The sequence below is a fragment of the Paenibacillus sp. P2(2022) genome, assembly GCF_029522175.1.
Classification (GTDB): Bacteria; Bacillota; Bacilli; order Paenibacillales; family Paenibacillaceae; genus Paenibacillus; species Paenibacillus polymyxa.
In genome coordinates this window covers 1-22,439 of sequence record NZ_JAKWFI010000008.1, presented here as the reverse complement: position 1 = coordinate 22,439, position 22,439 = coordinate 1, and the positions used below count along the sequence as shown (strand labels likewise).

Sequence of the window (22,439 nt, the reverse complement as noted above, 5' to 3'; positions counted from 1 at the left end):
GTTTTACTTTATCCTCTTTTACTGGTCCTTCGACCCTTTTTTGCCATGCGCTGTGTAATTAACGTACAGGTTCAATACATACCGGTGAAGGAACCTCCAATACATATCCCGTTCGGGTCAGCCGTCCATCATCCTCATGGATAGCAAAGGATACAATGTTGTTTCCCTCCTGATTCGCCACTAGCAAATAACCAGACAAGATGTTGAAGTTACGCGGCGTACTGCCGAAACTCTCGACCCATTCAATCGTCTTCAGCTTCCCGCTGTCTAGATCGACATGGTAGAGTACGATGCTGTCATGTCCTCGATTGGATACATACAGAAAACGTCCACAGGGAGTAATCCGAATATCCGCTGCTGTATTTTCTACATCGATAATGCCTTCTGGCAGTGTGGACAGACTTTGCAGCAAGGTAAGCTTACCATTACGTTCGTTATAACCAAACACAGCGACGGTATTATTCAATTCATTGGCGACAAAGGCATATCGACCCGAGGGATGAAAAACCAGATGACGTGGGCCGGAACCAGGTGGCAAATCTGTCTCACGGTGGGTTACCAATTTCCCATCCTCTGTCAAACGATAACCTATAATCTGATCCAGCCCCAGATCACATACCATAGCATACTGTCCTGAAGGATCAGGAATAATCGAGTGTGGATGTGGCGCATCCTGACGGTCCTGGCGAATCCCTGACCCCGTATGCTGAACCTGCCCCGACATGTCTCCCAGTCCTCCTGCTTCTGTCGCAGGGAATACAACGGCATTGCCCCCAGAATAGTTAGAAGCCAGCACATAGCGTCCATCTGTTGTTACGGATACATAGCAAGTATGTGCTCCCTCCGTTCCTTTTCGATCCAAAGGATGCAATTCCCTCGTCTGGGTGTTCACCTGATATGTGTACAGTTCGCCTTGGTCTGTCTCACTGGCAGCATACAACTTCGCCCCATTCGGATGCAGTGCCAGAAAAGAAGGTCTCTCGATTCCTTCCACACCTCCAACCATACGCAAATCACCTTTGTCCATATGCAAAGCGCCTATATAAATTCCTCTTTCTTCACGAGACGCATAAGTTCCTATATAAAACAACTGCTCATTCCGCTCTTCCATCCGATCTCAGCTCCTTTTAGCGTATTACTTACATGTTATCCGACTTTTAAGTTCTACTTTTTATCTGGTTATAAACTTATCATGCATTATTACCCAAGATTCTGCCGTTTCATTAACAAGTGGCTATGTATGCAAAAAAATAGCCTCTTCCGCTGCAACCTGTGGTTCATAAGAACGTCACAGTTCACACCAAAAGAGACTATGTTTACAGAGAAAATAACGTTAAACCGCTGTGGATTGCGTATCTCTACTTTTCCATTTTACAGCCAGCCCCAAACTAAGCATGAGAATGACCGCCCCAAAAATGTACGGCAAATTGATATGCACCTCAAACAATGTACCCGCAAGCGCAGGTCCCAGAATATTACCAATACTCATATAAGCATTGTTCATCCCGGCTGCAACTCCCTGCTCATCTCCTGCCATTTTGGATAAGGCCGTATTAATGGCTGGTCGCAGCAACGATGTAGCGGTAAAGAAGATAAGTGATACTCCGAGTACATAATAAAAGTTCCCTGAGAGCAGCATAAGCACAAGGGAAATCGCGGAAAACAGAAAAGAACCGATAATCACACCTTTTTCACCAAAACGGTTCAACATCGGACTAATGACCGCAGCTTGAATCACGGTCCCGACCAATGCACCTACCGTAATAATGATAGCAATATCACGTTCATTGTAATGAAACTTGCCTGTTACAAAGAACGGAAACATCGTTTCAAAATGCGTCAGGCCAAAAGTTAACGTGAATATCATAATCAGCAACATAAAGTACGGCTTGCGGAAAGACAGCGCAAACTGTTTAATCACATTGTCTCTTTTCACCTTAACATTTCGAAACTTCAACTGCTTCTCCAACGACAGGGTTTCGGGCAGTAAAATCAATGAAATCAGTGCCGCTAAACCGGATACCGCCGCCGAAACGTATAAGGGTGTACGAAGCGAGATATCTGCCAGCAAACCGCCTACACCAGGACCTATCACAAAACCAAGCGACATAGCGGCCCCCAACAGCCCCATTCCTCTGCCTCGGTTATGGACGGTTGTGATGTCGGCAATATAAGCCATCATTGGAGGAATCATAAATGCCGCTCCTGCGCCTCCGAGCAAACGGGAAATATACAGCATCGTCAACGAGTTGCCAATCGCAAACAATACAGAAGATACCGTCATGATGACCAAACCGATAATAATCATTTTTTTACGTCCGTATTTATCGGACCATTCCCCAGCTAACGGCGAAAACATAAACTGGGTCAAGCCAAACACGGCAACCAGATAGCCTCCCGTTTCACCACTGCCTCCCAAGGAACCCATGAACTTGGGGAGGATCGGAATAATGAGTCCAATCCCCAGCATGGCAATAAACATATTAATCATCAAAATGACGAGCGGCCCCATTTTCAACTGTTGTGAATCCGACATGTTGCGTTTTGTCCTCCTCAGGTTCTTTATTTCGTATACGAATTTCTTATTTTGCAACTATTTCAGCAAAACTCTTCATTATATTAATAGAGCGGGAGGCAAATAACAATCATAAAATACTTCCGATAACCCTGAATGTTACCTTTGACAAGGTAGCAAAAAGGAACAACCACTAAATAATGAGGTTGTCCCTCTTATAACGTTTCACCATCCTTTATTTTTGTACAATAGCGATCGCAATATCATAATCAAATTTCTGAATTTCTGCGGATGGAATATCAAAAGGGTTCACCGGCTTCAGCCGATTCGACTCGATCCAATATACCCCCTCTGTCGTATTACGCTCATAGCCATTACGATCCAACCAAGCAAATAGGTCATCATAGATCGTATTTAATCGTTCCCGATCTCCCTGAAAACGGGTCACCGCATACTCTCCTTCAGGCACCTCAATGCGTTCAAGACTATCCGGCACTTCATTCCACGAGAACACTTTAACACCCACCTTGACTGCCGTACTTCCATTCTCTTCAACAACTGTCCATTGGGGAGTTAACACATAGCCTATATCTGCGTCCAAACGACCTGAGTGGTTCTCTGGAACGTTCTGTTGCACTTGTTGCCACTGTCTGCGTACCTCATCACCCAATTCTGCAAAAGGGGCTTGCGCAGTCAGCGCTGCTACCTTGAAAGCCGATATCCGCTGAATAACTACATCGAGATTTGAACTCATACGGTTTCCTCCTCATCAAGTGGATACTACCAAACTTCCTATATCCTTATGGTGAATCTTCGAATAGCTCCTGCAACAACTTTTCCTTGTTATTCAGAAATTGTTTGGTGATGATGTAATGATCGGTTTCCTCTAGCGTCCGTGTGTCGATCCCTTCATGTGTCAGATGATACAGGACCGAATCTGGATAAGACATCAAGATGGGGGAATGTGTAGAAATGATAAACTGCGATCCCTGCTGTACAAGCTCATGAATCCGTGCAAGCATGGCCATCTGGCGTAAGGGCGAGAGTGCTGCCTCTGGCTCATCCAAAATATACAATCCTTGTCCTCCAAACCGATGCACAAATGCAGCAAAAAAAGACTCGCCATGCGACTGCTCATGTAGCGACTTCCCCCCATACGAATCTCGAATGGGTCGCCCTCCTCCTTCTCGATCCAGTTCGTCGATATGAGTCGCCACATTATAGTAGCTCTCCGCCCGGAAAAAGAAGCCGTCTCTCGGCTTTTCGATCCCTCTCACCAGCCGGATATGCTCATGCAGCGCGGAATGCGTGGCTTGTGTAGAAAAGTTAAAATTTTTAGTGCCACCCTCTGGATTAAATCCCCACGCGACCGCGATTGCCTCCATAAGCGTCGATTTACCTACACCGTTTTCTCCAACAATATAGGTAACGGAAGGATGGAATTTGAGTTCATTCCACTGTTGAAGAGCCTTTAAGTTAAAAGGGTATTGGCTCCTGTCAGCATCTGGAGGCCATAATAGCTCCAATCGACGTATAAAAAGATTACGATCCCATATACTCATATCCAGTCAGCTCCAATGCCAAGCAATTCACTAGGTATTCCATCATTATATTGGAATTATTTACAGCAATCAATCTGAACTCCCATTTCGTAACCCTTCTGTTGTTATTCAAGCTATTATTACAGGTATAATATAACGAAGCCTTTTATTTGGGCAGGAAATTTTTCGCGCATTATCAGTCTCAATCTTATCCTTTTTCAAGCAGGTGAATCTATGAAGTCAAATCACAAACCGATCCAATCCTTTAAAATCGTACAGTATATGATGACCATCTATAGGCAGCGATTGACGCGTATTTTGCTACCGCTGGCTGTACTGGCTTTTATTATATGGGAGGCTGGACGAGAGCTAAAAGACTTTAATCTGGCACGGATGCTTCATGAGCTGCGGCGAATGGATGCCACGTTTCTCATCGAAATTGGCTTGTTCTCCCTGGCAGCCGTGGCAGCTATGAGTGCTTACGATTATGTAATCAGGCATCATTTTAAGCTTCAAGTCAAGCCTGGAACGACATTCCGGTACGCCTGGATCTCCAATACCTTCAATAATGTCTTCGGCTTCGCCGGCTTTACAGGAGCTGGACTGCGCACTGTGCTGTATAAAAAGAGCGGTGTGCCATTGGGTGTTATCACCTCGGCGGTCGTATTTCTTTCGCCTGTCGTTATTACCGGACTATCTTTGCTGGCTTGGGGTGCTATTGTCCATCTGTATCCGGTGCAGCTTGTGCTGGATGCTCACCCATGGCTTCATTGGGCACTGTGGGGTATGGCACTATACCTGCCTCTATTTCTGATCATGCAGCGCTCCAAAAAGTATGCCACATGGTTCAACAAGGGAGAAGGACAGCTCTCCTGGTTCACCATCTCTGCCTCCATTGGCGCCTCTCTACTGGAATGGCTGCTGGCTGGTCTTACCTTTGCATGGATTGGCTCGCACTTGCTCCATGAGCTGCCGCTCCATGCTGTGTTCGGTATCTATGTGATAGCCGCAATTGCAGGGTTAATCAGTCTTGCACCCGGAGGCGTCGGCGCATTCGATATTATTGCCCTGCTTGGGCTGCAAATGGCAGGAGCCAACTCGGACCGGGCGCTGGCTGTGCTGCTGGTCTTTCGCGTCTTTTATTTCATCATTCCGTGGCTCATCGGCCTGGTATTAGCCGCGCTGGAAATGATCCCGCGTAACGAGCGCCTGAGCCAGCTCGCTGAGACAGGCTGGGATTACTCCCTGAATGCCTGGCAGAAGGTATGGGGCTGGCCTGGTCAATTTCGGTTTTTAGCCGACCTGGGGGTGTGGGCGCTTGGCAAGCTGGTACTCATCTCCGGCGTAGTGCTTCTGTTGTCGGCCGCTACGCCTGGTCTACTGTATCGGCTCCGTTTTGCTGAACATTTGCTCACTCTACCCGTTATGCGCTTATCGCATGAAATCTCGGTCATCATCGGAATTATGCTTGTCGTTTTGTCCCACGGAATTTCTCTGCGTATTCGCAGAGCATTGCGGCTAACATTGATACTGCTGCTGACAGGAGCCATTTTCACCTTCACGAAAGGTCTGGATTTTGAAGAAGCCTTATTTTTGCTGTTCGTAGCGTTAATGCTGTGGATTTCGCGTTCACGATTTTATCGGGTCAGTGCGCCGCTGAATCGGCACAACATTTTAATATGGGGCGGATTATCTCTACTCGTAACTGGTGCTTATTTTATAATCGGGGCAGGCTCCAATACTCCATTTATGCGTCATTTGCATGCCAAGGTCCACCTGGACTTTTTTATGAACCGCAGCGATTACGGAGTTACAGCCGTATTTAGTTTGATTTTGGCATGGGTATTCTTGACGGTGTATTTCTTTCTTCGTCCTCAACGTAGCATCAGCAATCTACCCGACGCACAGGAACTGGTTAAGCTAAAAGAATTTTTGGAACGACAGGGTGGTAATCTCGTTTCTCATATGCTTTTTCTCGGCGATAAATATCTGTATTGGACCAAGGACGAACAGGTAGTTCTCCCCTATGCTCGCAGTCGGGACAAACTGATTGTATTAGGTGACCCCCTCGGTCCAAAGGAACGTGTGAGTGAAGCCATTCAGGAATTCCAACGGTTCGCGGATCGCTATGCTTTGACGGCTGTATTTTATCAAGCATCACCGGAATATTTGTCCATCTATCACGAGAACGGCTATCGCTTTTTTAAATTGGGCGAGGAAGCGCTCGTGCCGCTGGAGTCCTTTACACTAACGGGCAAAAGCAATCAGGCGCTGCGAAGCGCCAAAAATCGCTTTGACCGCGAAGGCTATTCATTCGAAATGATCCAGCCTCCTCTAGAGGCGTCATTGATTGAGGAGATGCGTCATATTTCGGATATTTGGCTGGACGGGCGCAAGGAGAAGGGATATTCACTCGGCTGGTTCAAAGAACCTTACCTTCAGTTGGCTCCAATTGCATTGCTGAAAGACTCTGAAGGGAAGGTTATTGCTTTCGCCACGATGGCCCCTGCCTATGATCATGGGCAGACGGTCTCTATCGATCTGATGCGTCACCTGCCTGACACACCCAATGGAACGATGGATTACTTATTCACACGGGTCATTGAGTGGGCCAAGGAGAGTGGATATACGACATTTAATCTGGGCATGGCACCGCTGTCCCAGGTAGGACAAAGCGAAAAGGCACTGCGCGAGGAAAAGCTGGCTCGACTTGTTTTTCAATACGGGGGACATTTTTACGGCTTCCAGGGGCTCCGACGCTTCAAGGATAAGTTCAAGCCGCAGTGGGAGCCGCGCTATCTAGCCTATCCAGCTTCTGTTTTTCTACCGATCCTGACGCTGGAACTGGTGTATCTCGTGTCCAAACGCTCAGACTAAACGAGGTACGAAATAAAAGGATTTTGACAGTTCAAAACGACGTAAAAAAGGGTGTTCCTCGCCACAATGGTTGCAGGAACACCCTTTTATATTCACTATTCGTCTTAGAAGCTGCCTTTTACAACAACGTCAGACAGTGGGAAACGTCCTGATGGACGTGCTGGTACTTGTGCTTTACCTACACTAATAAGCATGGTTGGCAGGTAACGTGCCGGAATATTGAATTGCTCGATCAATTGTGCTGGAATAAATCCACCCATTGCGCAAGTATCGTAGCCCAAAGATTTAGCAGCCAGCATAATGTTTTGTGCTGCAAGAGCAGAGTTCAGAATCGCTGCATCGCGAGCTACCTGCGGGTTTTGGTACGCGCCATTGATTTGTCCTACCAATGCGTCACGGATTTCCGCTGGCAATGCTCCTGCTTCTACCGCTTGATCATAAATGACAGCATTACGGTTCGCTTCCAGATCACCCAGTACGGCAATCGTAACAGAGCTCTCTGCTACTTGACCTTGGTTGTAGGCGATAGGCAACAATTTTTGTTTGTCTGCTTCGCTTTCGATAACGAGGAATTTCCAATGTTGAAGGTTCCATGCGGAAGGAGCTTCTACCGCGGCAGTCAAGATTGCTTCCAGATCTTCCTCTGGCATTTTAAAATCCTTTACATAGCTTTTTACCGCGTGTCTTTCACTAATAACAGATAAGGTTTCATTTTTCCGGCTGCTCGACATTCTGGGCACACTCCTAATTTCTTAATATATATCTTGAATCTTCATTAACTTCCCAAACTACTGCAATTATAAAAATGATAGTGAATGATGTCAATATGTTTAAGTATGACCCCGCACTCAAAATACAGTACAATACGGATAAAGACATGCATATCGGCAAATGCCTGCCGATGGGACAAGACACGATGAGTTCATACTGTTCTCATTTGAATTTAAAAAGGAGCGTTACTATGATCGGATCGTTTAAAAAAACGGATATTGCTTTATTTGCCGCCTGGGTAGTAGCTTGTGTGGCGACATTGGGCAGTCTGTATCTCAGCGAGATCTTGGGATATGAACCTTGTAAACTGTGCTGGTTTCAGCGTATTCTGATGTATCCCCTGACCCTTCTACTCGGAATCGCATATTTTCGAGGTGACACAAAAATACGGATTTACGTTATGCCGTTAGCTATCATTGGAGGTGCGATTTCGGCCTATCATTTTATCATTCAGCGTATCCATGCAGCCGCCAAAGCAGCCACGCAAACTTCGACGGCTTGCGGTAGAGTATCCTGCGAACAGGATTATCTGAACTGGCTGGATTTCATCACCATTCCTTTGCTTGCACTCATTGCTTTTATCCTTATTATTGTAGCGATGGGTTATGTCATGCGCCAAGAGAAAAAATCTGCTGCTGGAGAGGTACAAGCACAAGAACTCGCATAAGATGAAAGAGACCCGATTATAGGGCCGGTTACCACCAAGAGGCGTATAATCCGCTTGCCGGAGGAAAGACTGTAACTAAATATATCCATTGCATATGTGCTATAATGTAGAAGGTTTGCAGTCTGTCCAATAACGCTTATATTCCTTATAGAGGGGGCCAGTCCATGTTTCATATCAGCACCCCATTGCTGCAATATGGCGCAACTTTCGGTATGATCTTAATCGCTATATCGGCTATTTTCATCCGTATGAAGACAGGTCATCGCCCGATTAATGCCAAAAAAATCATCATTCCTCCGCTCGGCATGAGCACCGGTTTTATGATGTTTGTGGTACCGGAAGTACGGGTTCCCTGGCTTTGGGCGCTGGGCGCTTTTCTGGTCGGCTGGTTTATTTTTTCCTACCCGTTGATCCGCAGCACTAAATTTGAGTTGCAAGAAGGGCTGGTTTTCGTGCAACGCTCACGCACCTTCTTTTTTATCCTGATCAGCCTACTGATCGTCCGATTGCTGCTGCATGAATTTATTCAGCATTACATTACCATTCCGCAAACAGCAGGGCTATTTTTCATCCTAGCCTTCGGGACCTTGTTACACTGGCGGCTTCGTATGTATTTTCAATATCGTCAGTTCGTTCCGGACGAGACGGAAGTCCGCATCTGACCAACGGATATTTAACGTGCACACTCGCATGTTGCTGTATAGACCAAAAAGACACGTTCTCCCCACAGGAACCGTGTCTTTTTGGTCTTTTTAGTCTATCGAGGGCTGTCGGTTCTCTCTTTATACATTTGATTGTTTTCTCCTGAATGATTAATATAATGGACGATGTTATGAACCTGCCGTATTAAAATTAGAGATGAGGATTACGATGAATAAAGCAAAGATTCTTATTACTGAAAATGATGCTCCGATTACCGACTTGCTTTTGTACGGACCACGGGATGCATTACTACCGTCCTCGGAGCCGGATACAAATTTTAAAAAATGGGTGGTTAAGCATGATACGTAAAATCAGCATCAAATTTCTGATCGGTTTTTTTCTGATTTTCTCGCTTTCTTTTGTCGTGCTTAATCAGACAGTCAAGGAATTTATCCGGACAAGCAATCAGAATCTGGTTACCTCCGAACTCGTCGGACTGAAAAATAATAGCAATGTGTATGTACGCCAGGCTTTCCTGATTAACCATTTCAGCAGCAATGAGCTGTATTTTGGAGAAATCGCCAGGGAGATAGCCACTAATCTGAACCATACCACGGACAGCAGTATTGGCGTGTATACGGTGGAAGGCAAATTGCTTTATGCCCCAGACAGCTCCATATTTCAGCAGCAAATGCAAAGCGATCTGCAGCAAGCGATTGACGGCAATACAGCGTACAGCATTACTTATGATCGTAATAAGACGACTGTTCTTTTCTCCTATCCGGTTGTTATAGACGGTTCAAAGGTGGGCATCCTGCGTTTTTACAAAGATTTCAGCTCACTTTACGAACAAACTGGACAGATTCGACAGATTACCCTCTATATTGCCCTAGCGATTTTTGCGGCAGCCTTTCTGTTTTCCTATATTCTTTCCAGGCATATTACCATCCCGCTGACCAGACTGACGCAGGCCTCCAACGAGGTAAAAAACGGAAATCTAGATATCCGCCTACATTTTAAACGCAGGGATGAAATTGGCCGACTGGCTGAGAATTTTAACGATATGATTGGTCAAATTAGCAGACAAATTCATATTATTGAGAAGGATCGGGACCATTTAAAGCAGCTTCACCAGCAGGAAAAGCGCTTTTTTGACAATATTACTCACGAACTGAAAACGCCGTTAACCTCCATTTTGGGATATGCGGAGCTGATCAGGCTTAACGGTGAGAAAGACCGTGCTTTTTTTGATAAAGGAATGAATCATATTATCGAGGAGAGCAGGCGCCTGCATGCGATGGTGCTAAAACTACTGGAAGTTTCACGCAAAAATATCATGCTCCAAGAGCTTGAACGGGTGGATATCGGGCTGATCCTGCAGGATGTGTGTGAATCAATGATGATCCGCTCTCAGCGCTATAAAAAAACCATTGAATATGAGATTAATGAGGAATTGATCATGTTGGCCGATCGGGACAGAATCAGACAGATGTTCATCAATTTGATAGATAATGCGATTAAATACAGTTTGCCTTTTTCGGCAGTATCGGTAAAAGCGGTGCGGGCAGAAGAAAAGATTCGCTTGATCTTCAGCAATCCAAGCGATCCAATTGAAGCAGAACATCTGTCACGCCTATTACAGCCGTTTTATCCGGCTCATTCCGACAGCGCCGAAGAAGGCAGTGTAGGATTGGGACTCAGCATTGTGAAATCTATCGTTGAAGAACTTGCGGGTTCCATCTTAATTACAAATGAGCATAATGAAACTATCGTTACGGTAGAATTTAAAGCGCTGGAAACCGCGGGGAACGGAGAATGAATAATGGGCAATAAATATAAATATGTTGTAATGCCGCTGGTCGTATCTCTCGTGATATTACTGCTGTCAGGATGCGGTTCAGAACCAAAAACAGAGACTGTCGTCATCGCCGACAGCAATGAAGTTTCCAGTACCGATCAAAGCTCTCGTCCGTTTCAGGTCCAAAAAATATATCGGCTTCCGGATCGTTTTGCAAATCGGGGCCAGCTGCTGGGCTGGTCGTCTGGAGATGCCATCATCGCATCGTTCGGGGCCATGACCATACTGAAGCGAGGCACGCTGGAACGTTTAACTTATCCGTATGAGCAAAGCAAGGTCATATCCGAAATCGACAAGGTAACTTCCAATACAATACTTTCCCCCGATGGGAAATATATTTGCGAAGTTTCCCCTTCTTCCTCGGAGACAACCTTAAAGCTTATTTCCTTGCAGGATGGCAAGGAAAAGGAAATAGACAGGATCAGCACCAGGAACGAATCTTATGTACAATATGTTTCCTGGTCGTCCAACAGTTCGTATATCAGCTACCTGGTAGAAAACCTGGTTGATCATGGAGCTGATAGCCTATACATCTACGATGTTGGGTCTCAAACTTCCAGCAAATATCAGTTAAAAGGGATCCTAAAGGAAGACACACTTTTGAGTGTTAACCTTGCAAATGATGGCCGCAGCGTACTGCTACAGTTATTTGGTGCAAAACAAGGCCAGAAAAAGGTGCTAACCCTTGGGAAGGTTTCGGGAAAGAATATTGAATTTCAATACGAGCGTCAGATTGGTGGAGATTCAGTAGCCTGGATGAATAACGACCAGTTTGTGTTTCTCGGAACGGATAATTCATTGTACGAATATGATCAGCGAAACGGCGAGCTCTCTGTCATTTTGGAAAAAGTGCTTGATTTTGAATTTTCGCCTGACAGGAAAAATATCGCATACACCGTGTATGATCAAAATGTCACTTACGTAGCCAAGGTGCAGGGAAGAAATATACTGTACAACGAACCGGTGTATCGCGGAATTGTGCCAACGCATATGTATTGGAATCCGAACAATAAAAGTGTACTACTTCAAGGACAAAAACAGTTGGATTCCTCGCAGACTGCGCCAACGGATTCTCCTAGTAAGGAGTCATTGATCATTGAGTTGAAATAGCGATTAGGATTTCTATATTTGTGGATGTCAAAAACCTTACTTCGGTTGTTCAGCCGGAATAAGGTTTTTCTTTTTGCAACCGTTGTGACAATTTGTTTACATGTTGATCAAACTTTCGCGACATCTTTTTTCTATAGTAAATGAAGCAAGATCATTAGCCTATAAGGACAAGGAATGGACCATAGTGAATGAAAATCCGAATCTGCACCTAAATCAACCCATAAAACGTTATATGACCGGTCTGGATGGGCTAAGGGCCATCTCTGTGCTTGCTGTTATTGCTTATCATCTTCATCTTAGATGGGCAGAGGGTGGGCTGCTAGGAGTGGAGATTTTCTTCGTCCTGTCAGGCTATCTGATTACGGATCAGATCCTTTATGAATGGAGGACACGCAACGGTTTTTCCATTGTGCGGTTCTGGATCAGACGAATGCGCAGACTACTGCCGGCAATGCTCTTTATGCTGACTGCAGTGGCATTGTGGCTTTTAATTACCGATTTTTCCAGACTGCAAGCATTAGAAGGCCATTTTGTATCCTCGCTTTTTTACGTAAACAACTGGTATCTCATTTTTCATCATGTTTCATATTTTGAGAGCTTTGGTCCGGCTTCACCTATCGGGCACCTCTGGTCGCTTTCCATTGAGGAACAGTTTTACGTCATCTGGCCGCTCGTTCTACTGATTGGTCTGTGCCTTGCACCGCGACGAGGCAGACTTATGTTATACATTCTGGGTTGCGCCTTCGTATCCGCCATAGCCATGGCCGTTATATACGAACCCGGAACAGACCCGAGCAGGGTGTATTACGGGACGGACACGCGCGCGTCTGCTATTTTGATCGGAGCGGCTCTGGCGGTTGTCTGGCCCAGTTGGAGACTGAGCAACAATGTATCTTCTTCATCCCGCACCATGCTGGATATGACTGGCGTGCTGGGCATTGTAATGCTGTTTATCCTGATTGCTCAGACCAACGAGTATGATGATTCGCTGTATCGCGGCGGTTTTCTTTATTTATCACTCATTACTGCGGTTGTTATCGCTGTACTGGTTCATCCAGCCAACCGACTGGAACGATTACTCGGCTGCCGGCCTCTAAGCTGGATCGGTAAGCGATCTTACAGTCTGTATATATGGCATTATCCAATCATTATTTTATCAAGTCCCGTGGTAAATACCGATGATGCCAGCTATATGCGCATGGCTCTGCAGGTAACGGCCAGTTTCATAATGGCGGGTCTTTCCTACAGATACATCGAAGAGCCCATCCGCCGTGGGACCTTTTGGACTGGCCTGCAATCACTCCGCAGGTCAGGCGCTGGCAGCCAGCTAGGCCTTGTCGTCATTGTTATCGCCATCATTCTCGTCTTGGCATCATGGAAGACGGATTCACCAGCTCCAGATCCTGTACCTGATGCACCAGCGGCCGTAAGCCGGGACCCCGTCCAGACAGAACAACTGCAATGCAGCTGTTCCGATGAAAATCATCCCGCTGAAAATACAAGCCACTCCGCAGAAGGAGCGGGGATCACTGCGATCGGAGATTCGGTTATTCTGGATGCTGCCCCGTTTCTGGAAAAGCAGCTCCCCGGTATGATCATTGATGGCAAGGTGGGCCGGCAAATGTCACAGGCAGGTGATGTGCTTGATGGCCTGCAGGAACAGGGTAAACTTGGCCATAAAATTATTATTGAACTCGGCACCAACGGCGTTTTTAACCAGAGTCAACTGAAGTCCTTACTGGCTTCACTGCAGGACTCCCGGCAAATTTATCTGATAACAACCAGAGTGCCGAGAGGGTGGCAGAATACCGTAAATGACAATCTGCGTGAAATTGCTGGTGAATTTCAAAATGTCCAGCTTATCGACTGGTATTCAGCCAGCGAAAACCGGGACGATCTATTTTATGGTGATGGTGTCCACCTGAAACCAGAAGGCGCTCAGTATTATGCCTCGTTGTTAATTGATGCTATCAAACAAGATAAAACCTACTAGCATGTTAAAGGAAAGGATGAACTAGCTATGAACAAAAAAAATGGATGGATGGTAAGCGGATTATGGGGATTTATGATTATCCTTATCTTTTTAGGTGCCATAGTTCTCCATATGCACGCAAAGCAAAATTCAGATGATCACGAATCCCGCAGCAAGGACTCTTCTCTATACAATCTTGATAAGATGCAGACTGCTGCACAAAAGCGTGCGGCTTCTAGCACCAGCGGGGAACAAGCTCAATCATCTGCTTCCTTAAACGGCGAGGGCGTCACGATGATTGGAGATTCGGTTACGGTCGGAATTGAGCCTTATTTAAAAGAGCAGCTTCCGAAGATGACGGTTGACGGTAAGGTTGGCCGGCAGATGTCTCAAGCTGTAAAAGTCATTAATGAATTGGCCGCCCAAGGCAAACTGGGAGACCAGGTCATTATCGAACTCGGCACCAATGGTCCGTTTAGCAAAAACCAACTGCACGACGTACTGCAATCCCTTTCCGGAGCCAGACAGGTAATCTTGGTCACCACCCGGGTTCCGAAAGGATGGCAAAACACGGTGAATGACACGATTGCACAGGTCGCCGATGAGTTTAGCAACGTCAATGTGGTGGACTGGTATTCGGCCAGTGTAGGCAAAGACGAATACTTTTATAAAGATGGTGTCCATTTAAAACCAGATGGTAGCCGATATTACACTTCACTCCTCGTAGCAGCCTTGCAAAAATCTTAATACAGAAAGGGGCCTGCGCGTCTATAAATCTGGAAAGGAAGAATGACATGACACAGAGGAAAAAGAGGATATTGATTGTAACGTTGTTACTTGGGGTCGCTGCTGTAAGCTTTATCTTTTATTATTTCTTTTCCATTTACAAAGGGTTAGAAGGACTTAGTAAAACCCCGGAAAACTCCCCATTTGTTAAAGTGAGCACTGATAAAGTCGAAGCACTAAAAGCACCGGAATGGGAGGGAACCGAACCTGTAAATATTTTGCTGATGGGCGTGGATACTCGCGAGAACAACAAGGGCAGTGTACCCCGATCCGATAGCATGATGGTCGTTTCGTTGAATCCTACCGATAAGCGTATTCATGTGTTTTCGATTCTTCGAGACACTTATACGGATATTCCTGGGCACGGCAAAAATCGAATTAATACCGCTGTTACGCATGGACCCGATACGGCGATGAAAGCAGTCAGCGTATTGCTGGGGGTGCCAGTTCATTTTTATGTATACACGGATTTCCAGGGGTTTATTAAACTCGTAGATGCTGTAGGCGGACTCGATTTTTATGTTGAAAAGGATATGTACTATGAAAGCAAGGCCGATTTGCATGAGTATGATATTAATTTAAAGCAGGGACAGCAGCATTTCGACGGCAAAACGGCGCTTCAATATGTCCGTTTTCGTCATGATGCCATGTCCGATTATTCCAGAACAAAAAGACAACGGCAATTTATTACGGCATTAGCCGAGAAGGTAAAAACAACGACTTCCATTATGAAATTCCCTTCTATTCTTGAGGAAATCAGTCCGTATATCGATACCAATTTGTCAGTCTCTGATATGTGGAATTTGGCTTCAGTAGGGTACCAAAGTACATTAAACGGAAATGAACAAATACCGCCAATGAAGCTATTAAAAGAAACTTATGTGGGCAAGGCGGCTGTTCTGGATGTAAAAAGTCGAACGGATTTGAAGCAATTTGTGCAAAGTATCATAAACTCCGACGCCTCAAATTCGATTACAGATAATTCTTCGGGGCAGGAGCAGAAAACAGATTTTGAATAGGGTTAGACAATATATTAGATCGTATTTGCCGGACAATAGTCTGTTAAATGCTCTTTGTGAATAAAGAAGAGCATAACATGATCTTCCGGTTATCCATAGGGGGAAAAAGAATGGGTACAAAACAGATCGTAAGGTTCTGCTTGGCATTAACTATATCCGCCGCCATGCTTCTGGAGATCACTGCTCCGCACATGGCTATGGCTGATGCTGCGCAACGTGCAATAAGCACGTTGTTGAACGATAAGAGCCAACCAACAAAAACAATTTCAACGCAGGTTGAAAATACCTGGACACTGAAATTGGATAGCCATGTGGCATCCATGACGAAGAAAAGAACCATTAAGGCTAGATTTAAGCTTCCGAAGGGTACCGATATAAAGAAAATAAGCTGGACCTATGGTGGCAAGCCATTATCGGAATGGAAATCGTACAAGAATCGCGGTTATAATGGCGCCCCCTTTATCACCGTTACTCAGGTCAAAGCCGAACACGCAGAAGTCACTGCCAATATCAATTTCGGTCTTACTTACGGTACGGAGAATCTTGCCGAGCCGAGTCTGCAGCGTCCACTGTACGCATCATTGATGGGAACCTATGAACTGGCTGCAGTAGTCAACGGCAAAACCGTTGCCCAAGCACCTATTAAGTTGGTCCCGTACGACAGCTTCCGTACCTATGATGAACTGAAGCCGGAGATTGATGCGATTACGGCACAGGCAGCTCAAAAAAACGACAGATACATTAAAACGTTGTCGATCGGCAAATCCGTTGAAGGCCGCGATATTTTTATGACTATGGTTGCCAAAGATCAAGCAACGATTGACAAATATCAGAATGTAACTCACCCTGCCATGCTGAATGATCCTGCAAAGCTGGAGAACGATATTCAATCTGGTGCATTCGGAGATTATCAAGTGCCCATCTGGATCAACAATATTCATCCGAATGAAGCGCCAGGCTTTGATGCGATTATCAATTATTTTAAGACTATGGCACTCGATAAAAATGTTACGTACAAGACCACCTTGTCCAATGGAAAATCGAGTACGGTAACTCTCAATATGGATGATGCGCTTGAACATGTGTTTTTCCTGTTCCTGTATACAGAAAATCCAGATGGAAGGGTTCATACCGAACGTTATAATGCTGAATATTTTGACTTAAATCGGGATAATTCATATCAAACCCAGCCTGAAACACGCAGTATCACAGAGCAAATCGCCAAGTGGTCGCCGATTTCTTTCTTAGATCTGCATGGGTTTGATAAGAATTTTCTGATCGAGCCTACCACACCGCCTCACGATCCGAATATTGAGTACGATCTACTTATGGATAACATGGTAGAACAGGCCAAAGCGATGGGTGAAGCAGGTATAGCAAACACGAAGTATGATTACTACCATATTCCTTATGAAGAACATCGTAAAACAGTTGAAAATCCTAAATATGTTTCCAAGGGGACTTCTTCAGGATGGGACGATGCGTCTCCAGCCTATACAGCTGTCTTCGCCATGCACCATGGTGCAATGGGACATACGCTGGAAACACCTGAATCGAATGAAGAGTCGACCAAAGCATTGTATTATAGTGTCGCTGCAGCAACTGATTTTGTTATGCAAAAGAAAGAAAAGTTATTTTTGAACCAGCTAAAAGTATATGAACGTGGAATCAATAATATCGATGATCGATCCGTAGATCGGTATCTAGTCAATGCAAAAAATCAAGTCATTGGTCGCCCCCGTCACGGTAATGAGAATTTTTTTCCTGAGTATTACGTTTTGCCGATCGATAAAAGTCTTCAAAAAAATCCGCTGGAAGCCTATCGGATGATTGAGTATCTTATCCGCAATGGAGTAACGGTTGAACGCTCGACAGAGGCTGTAAGTACTGCTGGCAAGACCTACCCCGCGGGTTCATTTATCATAAATATGCATCAGGCTAAACACGGCATCGCAAACATGGTTTTATATGACGGTATTAACGTCTCAGATTATGCTTCCGTAGCTGGCGAGATTGTGCAAGACTTTCCCGTCATGCGAGGATTTGAACGTGATGTAATTAGAGAAGCCGGCGTGTTTGCGGGCAAAACGACTCCGGTGACTTCCGTATCGATTCCGGCCACATCATTGCCGAATGATTCTGCCTATGTTTTAATCCGAAACACCAATAACGATGCCATCAAAACGGTCAATGAATTACTTAAATCCGGCAAAGTGGTTACGATGCTATCCAAAAGCGGAACAGGATATGAAGCGGGTGACTTTGCAGTGGCCTATGATGATCTGCATCCGCTGGTGTCAAAATACTATCTTGATGTCACGGCATTCGGCAATAACAAACCCGTTGGCAAAGTTCTTAAACCTTCTACGGTAGCCGCTCTCGGCGAACCAGCTTATGTGCTCAAAAATCTCGGCTTTAAAGTGACCGATGATCAGCAGCTTGCCGATGTGCTCGTGAATACATTCGATTCCGACAAACTTGTTGAGAAAGGAAAGCCATACATTGCTTATGGGAATATGGGGATGGGTAACGTGAAAAACTGGATTCCTCAATTTGCGTTTGCTGGACCGACATGGGAAAGATACGAAGGGGTCTTCCTGGCGAATGTCCAACAGGATCATGTGATTACAGCCCCTTACGATAACGAAGAATATTTCTACACCGTTACAGGTTCTCACATTACGAAGCTACCTAAAGCCGCAAAAGTTCTTGCAACCATTAGCAATAAAGAAAACTTCTTCAAAGCAGGTTGGTGGCCAGGTCACGATGCTGCAAGAGGAAAGATTATGGCCTTCACCTATATGGAAAACAAAAAGAATATCACAGTTTTCTCCAACGATCTAACCAATGGCGCTCATCCGCAGCATCAATTCCGACTACTGGCCAATTCGATTTTCAATGCCGTTCCCAGCAAACCCTGAATGATTTTGCAAACAACCTTATTCCGGTGATCAGCCGTGAGTAAGGTTGTTTTTGTGATAAGGGTTATTGTCCTCTGTGACATTTTGTTTACAACTTGATCAAATTTTAGCGACATCTGAAGGCTATATTTGGATTAGAACGTGAAATGAATCCTGTTCACAACAGGGATTTATGGAATGTATGAATTCAATATTTTAGGGAGGAATGTAATTTGCTAAGTAGCATCAAACTGACAAGCAGATCTGTCAGAAAATATGAGGGGGACACAAAGATTGAAGATCCGGTTGCTAATAACATGGATAATAAAGCAGTGGACACATCAGGGACCACCTCATCTCACGACAGTACAGAAACCGATAATCTCCCCCAAAGCTCTGTGACAGAGCCACGGAGAAAGACACACAGCATCAAAGGACGTCTCGTTGCGCTTGATGCTGCGCGCGGACTGGCCGTGCTGGGAATGTATTTGCAGCATTTCGGATCAAATCCAAGCGTTTCTGCAATTGTTTCCGGAAATACCACCCTATTATTTGTGTTGTGCGGCGGTATCTCCTATTCTATTATGGGACAGCGTATGATGGATCGGGGAGCAGAGGCGACCGCTTTTCGTGCACGAATGCTGGCCCGTGCGGTGTTTGTTGATATTATTGGTTATTTGCTTATTATGCTGAACACTTCATACGGCATCATTTTGCCTGCCTATGCAGCTATGTTTGTGTTGGCCCTCATGTTATTTCGTCGTTCGACCCGCACCATTGTCACAACAGCAGTAGTTTTGCTCGTAACGGCCCCGCCGCTAATGATTCTTGGATCAAGCATTTTCTCAAAAGCTTATCTTCTTGGTGATATCGCGGGAGGTCCGATGTCTGCCCTCGCCTTGACTCCTGCATTTGTTGCTGGTATGGCCATTGGCCGCGTTGACCTCACCAGATTACGTACAGCCCTCTCACTCGCAGGCAGCGGTATCGTTATGCTTGTTATTGGCAAAGTAATGGCCGCTTTTGTGCTTCCGAATTGGAATCTTCACTTTGAACAATGGCTTATAAGTGTGCAAGGAGCTGCTCCTGTACAGCCGGATGAATACGCAATTTGGCCTCTTAATACGGAATCACCGATGTGGCAGCTCCTTTTGGGAACGGCTCCGCACACCGCTTCGACATTCCAGACGATGATAGGATTAGGAATTTCATTTCTGGTAATGGGAGTTACGTGCCTCGTATCCAAAAAAACTTCCGCTGTATTAATGCCTTTCGCAGCAGTCGGACGTGTCGCCCTGACCATGTATGCCTTTCAGTTTGTAGTGGTGTGGATTCTCGATCTGACAAAGATTGGGCATAGTCTGGATGGAGTTCCGTTCGGCAACGTAATGATCGCAGTTGCAACACTACTGCTGGGATTATTGATTGCTCAGCGTGCTGTTGGTCCGCTTGAAGGATTGATGCGCCGCTTTGACCGATTGTTCAGCTCTACCCAACCAGTCTCACAAACTGTAAAGTAGATAGCCTTCTTGATACTCTATATAACGGACTAATCAAAAAAGATACCAGATAAAAAGTTCGCTATCTATATAGGAAGCCTACAGAAGGTGTCTAGATTAACTAGGGCAATAAGATGATCATTGAACAGAGTTATAAGGAAAGACTAATTCCTTGCTATTTTCCCCCGGATTATCCGGGGGACTTATCCCCCGCCGTTTTAGCAACACCCAGTATCGAAACTGGGATTCCTTTGACTGTTCACCAAATTATGCTTGTCCTGCTGATTTTTCTAAACTGCTATATAGTCTTTGTTTTCTTATCCATCCAATACGCTCCTATCGGACACTCCTGACTGCTCCAGATGCTGAACAAAGATATCGTACATTGGACTCATTTTATGACCCTTATTTTTCGCATAAGACCATGAAGCCACCTACTACACGTATGTATTATGAAAATTCACATTTTTTGCCGCCATTGAGCTACATAAAAGTGCCAACCGTAATTGCATTATTCCTAGCAGATATATTGTTAACGCCTAAAGAATGGGCTGTGTGCAACTTAAATGTAACTCGCTGGACTTCAATCGCTCGCGGCGGGCATTTTACTGCCATGGAAGAGCCTGAGCTTTTAGCTCAGGACATTCGTGCCTTCTACAAACCTTTTAGAGCAAAAAATAAATATTAACCAAGGTCCGCCCCGTGCATTAACTGGATTAATAAGAAGAGCTATTATAAGCGGTCGTAATCTAACGGGAAACGATAGCTTAATAAATACAAAAAGAAGAGATGGCATAAGCCATCTCTTCTTTCATCTATATAAAGCGGGTGATGGGAATCGAACCCACGCTACCAGCTTGGAAGGCTGGAGTTCTACCATTGAACTACACCCGCAAAAAAAGTGGTCGGGATGACACGATTTGAACATGCGACCCCCTGGTCCCAAACCAGGTGCTCTACCAAGCTGAGCTACATCCCGAAATAGATGCCGGTGAGAGGACTCGAACCTCCACGGTTTCCCTCACGATTTTGAGTCGCGCGCGTCTGCCAATTCCGCCACACCGGCTTATGAAATTAATGGCGCGCCCTGAGAGATTCGAACTCCCGGCCTTTTGATTCGTAGTCAAACGCTCTATCCAGCTGAGCTAAGGGCGCAAATATGGAGCGGACGACGGGAATCGAACCCGCGACCCTCGCCTTGGCAAGGCGATGCTCTACCGCTGAGCCACGTCCGCAAAAACAGGTATGCGCGTGGAGGGACTTGAACCCCCACGTCAAAGACGCTAGATCCTAAGTCTAGTGCGTCTGCCAATTCCGCCACACGCGCATACAATGATAATGGTGAGCCATGAAGGACTCGAACCTTCGACACCCTGATTAAAAGTCAGGTGCTCTACCAACTGAGCTAATGGCTCTTAATGGCTGGGGATATAGGATTTGAACCTATGCATGACGGAGTCAAAGTCCGTTGCCTTACCGCTTGGCTAATCCCCATTATGTATTCAACAGGGCGATTGATGGGACTTGCACCCACAAATGCCATAGCCACAATTCAGTACGTTAACCCATTCGTCACGACCACCATGGCAATAAAACTGGTGGAGGATGATGGATTCGAACCACCGAACCCGTAAGGGAGCAGATTTACAGTCTGATGCGTTTGGCCACTTCGCTAATCCTCCAAGATGGTGCCGGCGAGAGGACTTGAACCCCCAACCTACTGATTACAAGTCAGTTGCTCTACCAGTTGAGCTACACCGGCATATTAAATTAAATGGCGGAACTGACGGGATTCGAACCCGCGATCTCCTGCGTGACAGGCAGGCATGTTAGGCCTCTACACCACAGTTCCAGAGGCATTTCCAACAGGAAATTAATTGCGGGGGCAGGATTTGAACCTACGACCTTCGGGTTATGAGCCCGACGAGCTACCGAACTGCTCCACCCCGCGACATCAAAGATATTTCTTAATACTATTAATGGTGGAGGCTGAGGGGATCGAACCCCCGACCCTCTGCTTGTAAGGCAGATGCTCTCCCAGCTGAGCTAAGCCTCCATACTACTATGACCCGTAGGGGATTCGAACCCCTGTTACCTCCGTGAAAGGGAGGTGTCTTAACCCCTTGACCAACGGGCCACATATCTATTATAAGAGCTGGCGGAGAGAGAGGGATTCGAACCCTCGAGACGCTTTTGGCGCCTACACGATTTCCAATCGTGCTCCTTCGGCCAACTCGGACACCTCTCCATATGGCTCCCCGAACAGGACTCGAACCTGTGAC

General features: G+C 45.7%; 17 protein-coding genes and 15 tRNA genes. 12 read left to right on the top strand and 20 right to left on the bottom strand.

Annotation, left to right across the window (positions count from 1 at the left end; genetic code table 11):
* Nucleotides 1-58 precede the first annotated feature (58 nt).
* From MMB75_RS20900 to MMB75_RS20885, 4 genes are all read right to left on the bottom strand, one after another.
* Nucleotides 59-1,111: a lactonase family protein gene (locus MMB75_RS20900; RefSeq protein WP_025363856.1), complete on the bottom strand. Its 1,053-nt coding sequence runs from the start codon at nucleotides 1,109-1,111 to the stop codon at nucleotides 59-61.
* A 222-nt stretch (nucleotides 1,112-1,333) separates the two neighbouring features.
* The gene (locus MMB75_RS20895) at nucleotides 1,334-2,536 is read right to left on the bottom strand and encodes an MFS transporter (RefSeq protein WP_016819439.1); all 1,203 of its coding nucleotides are present in this window, start codon (nucleotides 2,534-2,536) and stop codon (nucleotides 1,334-1,336) included.
* Nucleotides 2,537-2,750: 214 nt separating this feature from the next.
* The gene (locus MMB75_RS20890; RefSeq protein ID WP_016819438.1) at nucleotides 2,751-3,269 is read right to left on the bottom strand and encodes a GyrI-like domain-containing protein; all 519 of its coding nucleotides are present in this window, start codon (nucleotides 3,267-3,269) and stop codon (nucleotides 2,751-2,753) included.
* Nucleotides 3,270-3,315: 46 nt separating this feature from the next.
* Nucleotides 3,316-4,077 (bottom strand): AAA family ATPase, encoded by a 762-nt coding sequence (locus MMB75_RS20885; RefSeq protein ID WP_017428075.1) that lies wholly within the window; start codon nucleotides 4,075-4,077, stop codon nucleotides 3,316-3,318.
* A gap of 213 nt (nucleotides 4,078-4,290) precedes the next feature.
* Here MMB75_RS20885 and mprF point away from each other — a divergent pair, with 213 nt between their 5' ends.
* On the top strand, nucleotides 4,291-6,933 hold the full coding sequence (mprF, locus tag MMB75_RS20880; protein ID WP_045245091.1) for a bifunctional lysylphosphatidylglycerol flippase/synthetase MprF: 2,643 nt from the start codon (nucleotides 4,291-4,293) through the stop codon (nucleotides 6,931-6,933).
* Between the two features lie 104 nt (nucleotides 6,934-7,037).
* Here the strand turns inward: mprF and MMB75_RS20875 are convergent, their stop codons facing one another.
* Nucleotides 7,038-7,664 carry a nitroreductase family protein gene (locus MMB75_RS20875; protein ID WP_013369121.1) on the bottom strand — a complete coding sequence of 209 codons (627 nt, stop codon included), beginning with the start codon at nucleotides 7,662-7,664 and terminating at the stop codon, nucleotides 7,038-7,040.
* A gap of 230 nt (nucleotides 7,665-7,894) precedes the next feature.
* Here MMB75_RS20875 and MMB75_RS20870 point away from each other — a divergent pair, with 230 nt between their 5' ends.
* From MMB75_RS20870 to MMB75_RS20820, 11 genes are all read left to right on the top strand, one after another.
* The gene (locus MMB75_RS20870) at nucleotides 7,895-8,371 is read left to right on the top strand and encodes a disulfide oxidoreductase (RefSeq protein WP_045245092.1); all 477 of its coding nucleotides are present in this window, start codon (nucleotides 7,895-7,897) and stop codon (nucleotides 8,369-8,371) included.
* Nucleotides 8,372-8,535: 164 nt separating this feature from the next.
* Nucleotides 8,536-9,033 carry a CcdC family protein gene (locus MMB75_RS20865; protein ID WP_016819434.1) on the top strand — a complete coding sequence of 166 codons (498 nt, stop codon included), beginning with the start codon at nucleotides 8,536-8,538 and terminating at the stop codon, nucleotides 9,031-9,033.
* Between the two features lie 208 nt (nucleotides 9,034-9,241).
* Entirely contained in the window at nucleotides 9,242-9,382 is a 141-nt protein-coding gene (locus tag MMB75_RS20860; RefSeq protein WP_162835289.1) for a hypothetical protein, read from the top strand.
* Nucleotides 9,372-10,832 (top strand): sensor histidine kinase, encoded by a 1,461-nt coding sequence (locus tag MMB75_RS20855; RefSeq protein WP_031462722.1) that lies wholly within the window; start codon nucleotides 9,372-9,374, stop codon nucleotides 10,830-10,832. The genes MMB75_RS20860 and MMB75_RS20855 overlap by 11 nt, the downstream gene beginning before the upstream one ends.
* 3 nt (nucleotides 10,833-10,835) lie before the next feature.
* Nucleotides 10,836-11,981, top strand: a complete 1,146-nt coding sequence (locus MMB75_RS20850; RefSeq protein WP_016819431.1) for a hypothetical protein — start codon at nucleotides 10,836-10,838, stop codon at nucleotides 11,979-11,981.
* 184 nt (nucleotides 11,982-12,165) lie between these two features.
* Nucleotides 12,166-13,974: an acyltransferase family protein gene (locus MMB75_RS20845; RefSeq protein ID WP_052679240.1), complete on the top strand. Its 1,809-nt coding sequence runs from the start codon at nucleotides 12,166-12,168 to the stop codon at nucleotides 13,972-13,974.
* Nucleotides 13,975-14,001: 27 nt separating this feature from the next.
* Nucleotides 14,002-14,700, top strand: a complete 699-nt coding sequence (locus MMB75_RS20840) for an SGNH/GDSL hydrolase family protein (protein WP_045245093.1) — start codon at nucleotides 14,002-14,004, stop codon at nucleotides 14,698-14,700.
* Between the two features lie 47 nt (nucleotides 14,701-14,747).
* Nucleotides 14,748-15,758, top strand: a complete 1,011-nt coding sequence (locus MMB75_RS20835) for an LCP family protein (RefSeq protein ID WP_045245094.1) — start codon at nucleotides 14,748-14,750, stop codon at nucleotides 15,756-15,758.
* A 110-nt stretch (nucleotides 15,759-15,868) separates the two neighbouring features.
* On the top strand, nucleotides 15,869-18,679 hold the full coding sequence (locus MMB75_RS20830; RefSeq protein ID WP_045245095.1) for a M14 family metallopeptidase: 2,811 nt from the start codon (nucleotides 15,869-15,871) through the stop codon (nucleotides 18,677-18,679).
* Between the two features lie 212 nt (nucleotides 18,680-18,891).
* Nucleotides 18,892-20,178, top strand: coding sequence for a DUF418 domain-containing protein (locus MMB75_RS20825; protein ID WP_045245096.1), 1,287 nt, complete (start codon nucleotides 18,892-18,894; stop codon nucleotides 20,176-20,178).
* A gap of 364 nt (nucleotides 20,179-20,542) precedes the next feature.
* On the top strand, nucleotides 20,543-20,845 hold the full coding sequence (locus MMB75_RS20820) for an alpha/beta fold hydrolase (RefSeq protein WP_275601521.1): 303 nt from the start codon (nucleotides 20,543-20,545) through the stop codon (nucleotides 20,843-20,845).
* 135 nt (nucleotides 20,846-20,980) lie between these two features.
* On the opposite strand, the gene MMB75_RS20815 is transcribed toward MMB75_RS20820, so the two are convergent.
* The 15 genes from MMB75_RS20815 to MMB75_RS20745 all read right to left on the bottom strand — a co-directional run bounded on the left by MMB75_RS20815 (nucleotide 20,981) and on the right by MMB75_RS20745 (nucleotide 22,405).
* Nucleotides 20,981-21,051, bottom strand: a tRNA-Gly gene (locus tag MMB75_RS20815).
* A gap of 8 nt (nucleotides 21,052-21,059) precedes the next feature.
* Nucleotides 21,060-21,136: transfer RNA gene (locus tag MMB75_RS20810), tRNA-Pro, on the bottom strand.
* Nucleotides 21,137-21,143: 7 nt separating this feature from the next.
* A tRNA-Leu gene (locus MMB75_RS20805) sits at nucleotides 21,144-21,223 on the bottom strand.
* Nucleotides 21,224-21,235: 12 nt separating this feature from the next.
* Nucleotides 21,236-21,312 (bottom strand) — tRNA-Arg (locus tag MMB75_RS20800).
* A gap of 5 nt (nucleotides 21,313-21,317) precedes the next feature.
* A tRNA-Gly gene (locus tag MMB75_RS20795) sits at nucleotides 21,318-21,392 on the bottom strand.
* Nucleotides 21,393-21,403: 11 nt separating this feature from the next.
* Nucleotides 21,404-21,484, bottom strand: a tRNA-Leu gene (locus MMB75_RS20790).
* 12 nt (nucleotides 21,485-21,496) lie between these two features.
* Nucleotides 21,497-21,572: transfer RNA gene (locus MMB75_RS20785), tRNA-Lys, on the bottom strand.
* A 4-nt stretch (nucleotides 21,573-21,576) separates the two neighbouring features.
* A tRNA-Gln gene (locus tag MMB75_RS20780) sits at nucleotides 21,577-21,651 on the bottom strand.
* 102 nt (nucleotides 21,652-21,753) lie between these two features.
* Nucleotides 21,754-21,839, bottom strand: a tRNA-Tyr gene (locus tag MMB75_RS20775).
* 4 nt (nucleotides 21,840-21,843) lie between these two features.
* Nucleotides 21,844-21,919: transfer RNA gene (locus tag MMB75_RS20770), tRNA-Thr, on the bottom strand.
* Between the two features lie 13 nt (nucleotides 21,920-21,932).
* Nucleotides 21,933-22,009, bottom strand: a tRNA-Asp gene (locus tag MMB75_RS20765).
* Nucleotides 22,010-22,034: 25 nt separating this feature from the next.
* Nucleotides 22,035-22,108 (bottom strand) — tRNA-Met (locus MMB75_RS20760).
* A 29-nt stretch (nucleotides 22,109-22,137) separates the two neighbouring features.
* Nucleotides 22,138-22,213: transfer RNA gene (locus MMB75_RS20755), tRNA-Val, on the bottom strand.
* A gap of 9 nt (nucleotides 22,214-22,222) precedes the next feature.
* Nucleotides 22,223-22,294, bottom strand: a tRNA-Glu gene (locus tag MMB75_RS20750).
* A gap of 19 nt (nucleotides 22,295-22,313) precedes the next feature.
* Nucleotides 22,314-22,405 (bottom strand) — tRNA-Ser (locus MMB75_RS20745).
* Nucleotides 22,406-22,439 lie beyond the last annotated feature (34 nt).